7 protein-coding genes are annotated in these 6,771 nt (G+C 45.6%); all 7 read left to right on the forward strand.

Annotation, left to right across the window (positions count from 1 at the left end; all coding sequences use genetic code 11):
- Positions 1 to 214: hypothetical protein (locus tag OQ5_RS23910; protein ID WP_218054553.1), on the forward strand; the 214-nt coding region annotated here is incomplete at its 5' end.
- Positions 215 to 298: 84 nt separating this feature from the next.
- Positions 299 to 3,043 (forward strand): hydrogen gas-evolving membrane-bound hydrogenase subunit E, encoded by a 2,745-nt coding sequence (gene mbhE / locus OQ5_RS21225; RefSeq protein ID WP_100221937.1) that lies wholly within the window; start codon positions 299 to 301, stop codon positions 3,041 to 3,043.
- Complete coding sequence (locus OQ5_RS0114495) at positions 3,031 to 3,384, forward strand: sodium:proton antiporter (RefSeq protein WP_016778179.1); 354 nt, start codon at positions 3,031 to 3,033, stop codon at positions 3,382 to 3,384. The genes mbhE and OQ5_RS0114495 overlap by 13 nt, the downstream gene beginning before the upstream one ends.
- On the forward strand, positions 3,381 to 4,883 hold the full coding sequence (locus OQ5_RS0114500; RefSeq protein ID WP_016778180.1) for a proton-conducting transporter transmembrane domain-containing protein: 1,503 nt from the start codon (positions 3,381 to 3,383) through the stop codon (positions 4,881 to 4,883). Before OQ5_RS0114495 ends, OQ5_RS0114500 begins: the two co-directional genes overlap by 4 nt.
- A 529-nt stretch (positions 4,884 to 5,412) precedes the next feature.
- Positions 5,413 to 5,730: a Na+/H+ antiporter subunit E gene (locus tag OQ5_RS0114505; protein ID WP_016778181.1), complete on the forward strand. Its 318-nt coding sequence runs from the start codon at positions 5,413 to 5,415 to the stop codon at positions 5,728 to 5,730.
- A gap of 2 nt (positions 5,731 to 5,732) precedes the next feature.
- Positions 5,733 to 6,020, forward strand: a complete 288-nt coding sequence (locus OQ5_RS0114510; RefSeq protein WP_016778182.1) for a monovalent cation/H+ antiporter complex subunit F — start codon at positions 5,733 to 5,735, stop codon at positions 6,018 to 6,020.
- On the forward strand, positions 6,017 to 6,319 hold the full coding sequence (gene mnhG, locus OQ5_RS0114515; protein WP_016778183.1) for a monovalent cation/H(+) antiporter subunit G: 303 nt from the start codon (positions 6,017 to 6,019) through the stop codon (positions 6,317 to 6,319). Before OQ5_RS0114510 ends, mnhG begins: the two co-directional genes overlap by 4 nt.
- Positions 6,320 to 6,771: the final 452 nt, after the last annotated feature.

Raw genomic sequence — 6,771 nt, forward strand, 5'->3', positions numbered from 1 at the left:
TGTATTTCAAATTAAAAGTCCCCCCTGGGGGGATTTAGGGGGCCCCAGTAACCAGCAACCAGCAACCAGCAACCAGCAACCAGTAACCAGTAACCAGCAACCAGTAACCAGCAACCAGCAACCAGTAACCAGCAACCAGCAACACCACTCTTATGGGCAAAACCAAATGCAAGAGCAAAAAAGAAAAAATCCGGAAACCCTCTCACAAATATGAATGCAGCAAATGCGGACATTCAGCCGGAAAGAAAAACAAACTATGTAAACCGGTCAAATTTTGACGATTTATTAAGTTTCCCGTATGGAACAACTGACAGTAGTACTCACAGGACTGATTTTCTTAATGGGACTGATGGTTCCCTTCCTTCGCCGCTTGTTTAAAAGCTATACCGGACGAATTTTGGCGCTTGTCCCTTTCGCATTGTTTGCCACGCTCACTTTTATTTTCTTCACTCTTCCCGACGAAACCTCAAGACTGGTGGATACAGGGTTTGGGTTTCTGCCGGAAATGGGTTTCTCATTTCGTATTGATGGTCTCAGCCTGATTTTCGGGATGATGGTAAGCGGTATTGGCGGACTTGTACTTGGCTATTCTTCATTTTACATGGCCAAATATGCAGGTCGTACCAAATTCTACTTCTTCCTGGTTTTGTTTATGGGGGGCATGCTGGGACTTGTATTTGCCGATAACCTGATGGCATTATTCATCTTCTGGGAGATTACCAGTATCACCTCTTTCTTTTTGATTGGATTCGACCATGACAAAGAAAAACCCCGTCAGGCAGCTATGCAGGCACTCTTGCTGACAGCTTTCGGCGGATTGTGCCTTTTGTTTGCCGTGATCATGATCGGCGACATGGCAGGAACATACAGTCTGAGTGAATTATACACGCGCGGATTCAGATTTGGCGCCCATTCCAATTATTACCTGGTTTTTCTTTTAATCTTCGTGGCAGTCACCACCAAATCGGCACAATTTCCGTTTCATTTCTGGCTGCCGGGGGCCATGAATGCTCCCACACCGGTAAGTGCTTATCTCCACTCGGCAACTATGGTCAACGCCGGTATTTTTCTTCTTCTCAGGCTCAATCCAATTCTTGGGGGGACGGTTGTCTGGAAAACCGTTTTTGTACTTACCGGCGGCATCACTATGTTTCTGGGTGCCTTTTACTCCCTGGGGCAAAAAGACCTGAAACGCATCCTTGCCTTTACCACCATCAGTGCACTGGGAACAATGGTTTTGCTGATAGGCATGAACAGCACAGCATCCATACAGGCCGCCCTGATATTCTTTATTGTACACGGGCTCTATAAGGGTGGTCTTTTCATGATGGCCGGTATCATCGATAAAAATACGGGGACACGTGATATCGACAAACTGGCCGGACTTCTGAGATCGATGCCCGTCACCAGTATAGCGGGAATACTTGCCCTCCTGAGCATGTCAGGCCTCCCTCCCATGCTTGGTTTTATCGGGAAAGAACTTATCTACGATGCCAAAATACAGATGCCCGAACTATCGTGGTTGGTTATTCCGCTTGGGGTAGCAGCCAATATGATAATGGTAGCCATTTCATTGTGGGTTTTCTATGAAATATTTCTAAAACCAAAATACAAACAACCGGTTTCACTTAAACATCCCGAACATGAACTTCCCGGAAATTTTCTGGCAGGGCCGGTTGCTCTGGCACTTGTGGGGCTTGTACTCGGTATGTTTCCGGGATGGCTGGAAGATACCATGTCGAATGCCATGTACTTCATACAATCGGAAACCATAGATGTTCATCTGTCTTTATGGCATGGCTTTAATCAGGTATTACTGTTGAGCATTTTTACAGTAGCCATGGGGGTGGTTATTTTCCTGTTCAGAAAACCTGTCGGAAGCCTGGTCAACATTATCATTCGATGGACCGACCAATACCATCTGCCCGAACGCTTTAACCGCTTGATAAAAAATTATCTCAGTCTTGCAGGCCGGCAAACAAATCGTATTCAACATGGCTATCACAGGTATTATCTCATCACTTTTTTCACCGTCACGTTTGCCCTGGTAATATACCAGCTCATCAGACTCAAAGGCCCCTGGATTCCTGCCGATGAAGCAGGCCCTGTAAGAATGCACGTGGTCATGGTTCTTGCATTCTCCCTCTTAGCCGTCATCTTCGCGGTATTTACCCGTTCTCGACTCTCAGCCATTGTGGCCATGGGGGTACTGGGATATGGCATCTCGGTATTTTACATGTTCTACGGGGCTGTCGATCTTGCCATCACCCAGTTTCTGGTCGAAACCATTGTAATGGTCATTTTTGTGATGGTCATTTACCATCTGCCCCATTTTGCCAAATTGTCCGATAAAAGAACCAGAATCAGGGATGCCGTCATCGCAACGGGTGTCGGCGTGATGGTTACTCTCGTAGTACTGAAAGCACGGTTCATCAATTTAGAGACGCCCGTATCCGGATTTTTTGCACAAAACAGTTTTCTGGAGGGCCACGGACGCAACATTGTTAATGTGATACTGGTCGATTTCAGAGCCCTCGACACACTGGGCGAAATCACCGTTCTGGCATTGGCTGCAGCCGGTGTGTTTACTTTGCTGCGGCTGGATTTAAATAAAAAAGGAAAAAAACAAATGAAGAATTTGGTTCTGGAACGAATCGTCAGCCTGTTTTTATATGTGATGGTGGGATTTGCCATCTTTCTTCTGATAAGGGGACACAATCGCCCCGGTGGTGGTTTCATTGCCGGTATCATAGCTGCTGCAGGCTTCCTGTTGTATGCCATAGTATTTGGCTCCGAAGCCGTCCTGAAAAAGCTGCATACCAACCCGCGCTACATCATCGGGACGGGATTGCTCCTGGCATTTTTGGCAGCCATTATACCAACATTCTCAGGAAATCCGCCACTTACGGGTCTCTGGCTGTCGATGGGCAACATTCATATAGGAACGCCGCTGTTGTTCGACACCGGTGTGTTTGTTCTGGTTACCGGCATGATAGTCTCAATAATAACCAACATAATGGACGTGTTAAAATGGAACTCATAATAGCAATATTTATAGGATTATTATACGCTTGCGGTGTTTACCTGCTGCTTCGCCGGAGTATTGTTAAGCTGATACTGGGCGTATTCGTGCTCAGCAATGCAACCAACCTTATCATTTTCCTGTCGGGAGGTATTCAGCGAAGCGGGATCAGCTTTATAGGAGAGCAGGCTGAGAAAGCATCGCTCGAAAGCATGACCGATCCGCTTCCCCAGGCACTGGTACTCACTGCTATCGTCATCAGTCTTGGCATTTCGGCATACATCCTTGCCCTGAAATACAAGTATTTTGAAAAGACAGGAACCCACGATTTGGACCAACTTAGTAAGACCGACCAAAAATGATAGTATCGTTACCCGTTTTTCTGCCGCTGGCATTTATGATCTTTGCTTTTCTTTTCCGCCACTATCACGGACGGGAATATGTAGCGGTAGGAGCTGCCGCGCTTAATTTAGCAGTTTCAGTCATCCTTGTTCTGAAAACCGGGAGTGAAGGAATGCTGAAAGTTCAGATGGGCAATTGGCCGGCGCCGTACGGCATTACGCTGGTGGCCGATCGTTTCAGTGCCATGATGGTGTTGGTGGCAGCCATTGTCTTTCTGGCAACCATGGCTTTTTCGGTGCATGCCCTCGACGTTAAACGCAAACGTTTCGGGTTTTATCTTTTTGCCTTCGGTATACTGATGGGTGTCAACGGCAGCTTTCTGGCCGGCGATGTCTTTAACCTTTATGTGTGGTTCGAAGTCATGCTCATGGCCTCTTTTATTCTCATGAGCCATGGCGGGGAACGAAATCAGCTCGAAGGTTCGGTCAAATATCTTATTCTCAACCTTATATCATCGTTCTTTTTTGTGGCAGGCATAGGATTGCTTTACGGGAAGCTGGGTACTCTTAATATGGCCGACATTGCAGCCAAACTGATGGAATTTGATACCATGCCACCTGAAATCAATCCTGCATTCATACTTATATTCGTGGGCTTTGCCATAAAAGGGGCATTGGTGCCGTTCTTCTTCTGGCTGCCCGCCTCGTATCATACCCCTCCACCCGTTGTAACTGCCTTGTTTGCCGGGTTACTCACCAAAGTAGGGATATATTCGCTCATCAGGTTCTACACGCTTTTTTTGCATCAGCACGGCGAATTCTGGCAGCCATTGATTTTATGGGTCGCTGGACTGAGCATGGTGATAGGGGTCATTACCGCTACATCGCAGTTCGATTTCCGTAAAGTGCTGTCGTTTCACATCATCAGCCAGGTGGGATACGTAGTAATGGGTCTTGGCCTGTTTACTGTGGCAGGACTGGGGGGAGCCATCTATTTCCTGGCCCACAACATGATATCCAAAACCAACGCTTTCCTGGTGGCCGGTTACGTACATCGCCGAAAAGGAACCCTTAGCCTGAAAACACTGGGTAATTTCTACAAAGAACACCCGCTGTGGTCAGTATTTTTCTTTATTTCGGCCTTCAGCCTGGCCGGGCTGCCACCACTAAGCGGATTTATCGGCAAATATCTTCTGATTAAAGCAGGCATTGAAGCCGAATATATGGGTATTGCCCTTACAGCCCTTTTTGTGGGCTTTTTTACATTGTTTTCGATGGTCAAAATATGGATGGAAGTGTTCTGGAAAGTGGAACCAGAAAATAAAAAAATAAAACAACGAAACTTAACCAACAAGGCTGACTTAAAACAAAGCGCAGCATGGATGACCTGGGCGTCGGGAGGAATGGCTCTCGTGATAGTTCTTGGAGGAGTATTTGCCACCCCAATCGTGGAATATTGCACGCAGGCCGCTGAAAGCCTGATGAGCCCGCAATTGTATATTGATTTTGTGCTAAATTAGTGTCTGTCCATAAATTACCATTTGCTGTGTTACGCTCGCCGCCAAAATCCTCATTTACGATTAGTAAACTCCGGTTTTGGCGACTTCGCAAGCCTTGCAACTGGCACTTTCTGAACAGACACACATATTGTGAAAAATCTTGCGTGTTTTTAGACACGCACTTATTAATGTCTGTCCATAAAGTACCATTTGCTGTGTTACGCTCGTCCGAAAATTACTCATTTACGATGAGTAAACTCCGTATTTTCGGACTTCGCAAGCCTTGTAAATGACACTTTCTGAACAGACACATGATAAGCAGGTAACTTTTCCTGCTTTTCAGACAGGCACAAATTAGGAAGTAACTGGTACGACTCGCTTTGGGGTCATACCTTTACATTTGAAGAAAACGGAGCCTGAAGAGTTCTTTTTTTAGATTATTAGATATTAGATTTTTAGATTTAAGATAAATTCCATAACCTCTAACAATCTAAACATCTAATATCTAAACATCTAATATCTAAACATCTAATATCTAAACATCTAACAAATGAAGCCATTATATTTTATTTATTTCTTCATCTACTATGCCTATAAAGTAACCGAATCGGGGCTGGCCATCGCGTTACAAATAGTTCGTGGCAGCCGGGGCGACAACGGCATGCTCATCAAATACCATACGTCACTGAAAAAGGGTTGGAGAGTGGTAATGTTGTTCAACCTTATCAGTATGACACCCGGCTCAATGAGTATTGATATCAATGAAGAAAACGACACCATACTTGTACATCTGCTCAACCGCGGCGACCGGGACAACTTCCTGGCAGTAACCGGAAAGATCGAACGTTTACTCTCTAAAGCCCTGTAACAATGGAAAACTCATTTATTTTTCTGGAATACGCGGCGCTGACCGCGTTGTACATTTTTTCGTTCAGCCTGATATTTCCGCTCTACCGGCTGTTTAAGGGACCATCACTTCCCGACCGGGTGGTAGCCCTTGACCAGATAGGCGTTATCATTGTCGGGATGATGGTATGTGATGTGATTTATACCCGCGAAAAACTGCTCCTTGATGTGGTTTTGGTAATCGCTTTCATACTGGCCTTTGGTTCTATGATCATTGCCAGGTATTTGTACAAACAAAACAAAGAACGATGATAGATATAATAGTAGGCATTATTCTGTTGATCAGTTCCCTTGTCGTACTTATCGCCTCCATTGGAATATGGCGCTTTAAAAACCTTTATGCCAGAATGCACGTAGTCACCAAAGTATCATCACTGGGACTATTGCTTTTGCTGATAGGGGTCAACCTGCTGTTCCGCGACTGGTTTGTCCTGCTCGAATCGGCCATTGTTTTCGGTGTTCTGGTGTTCCTCTCGCCCGTCGCAGCCCATGTCATTGCCCGGGCAGCCCGCAGCATAGGTACTCCCGGAACCACTGATGAAGCGGAATGAAGAATTTGGAGATTAATCAATGATCAATGGCCAATTATTAAGTGATCAATTGAGATAGAGACCAAGGTTGAGGTTGAGGTTGAGGTTGAGGTTGAGGTTAAGGTTGAGGTTGAGGCTGAGGCTGAGAGTGCACCACAGAGAATCAGGCAGAAGTTTGAAAGGCAGAAGGCAGAAGTGATAAATTTTTGAATGACAGGAAGACCCCTTTTGTCATTCTGAGGAGGTACGACGAAGAATCTCCACAATTATCAATTATCAATTATCAATTATCAATGAACAATTAACCAATTGACGAATTCTTGCAAGCAAGCGGCGGAGCCAGCGAACCGAAAACCCGAAATCCGGAACCGCAACCAGAAACTTTTTTTGGGGGCAAGCAAAGACGCACGGCCGTGCGTCTCAACAAGCCTTAATACAAAACACAGAACTCAAAAAATACACCATATAAGACA

The sequence above is a fragment of the Anaerophaga thermohalophila str. Valhall genome (assembly GCF_000250735.1).
In the GTDB taxonomy this organism is placed as follows: domain Bacteria; phylum Bacteroidota; class Bacteroidia; order Bacteroidales; family Marinilabiliaceae; genus Anaerophaga; species Anaerophaga thermohalophila_A.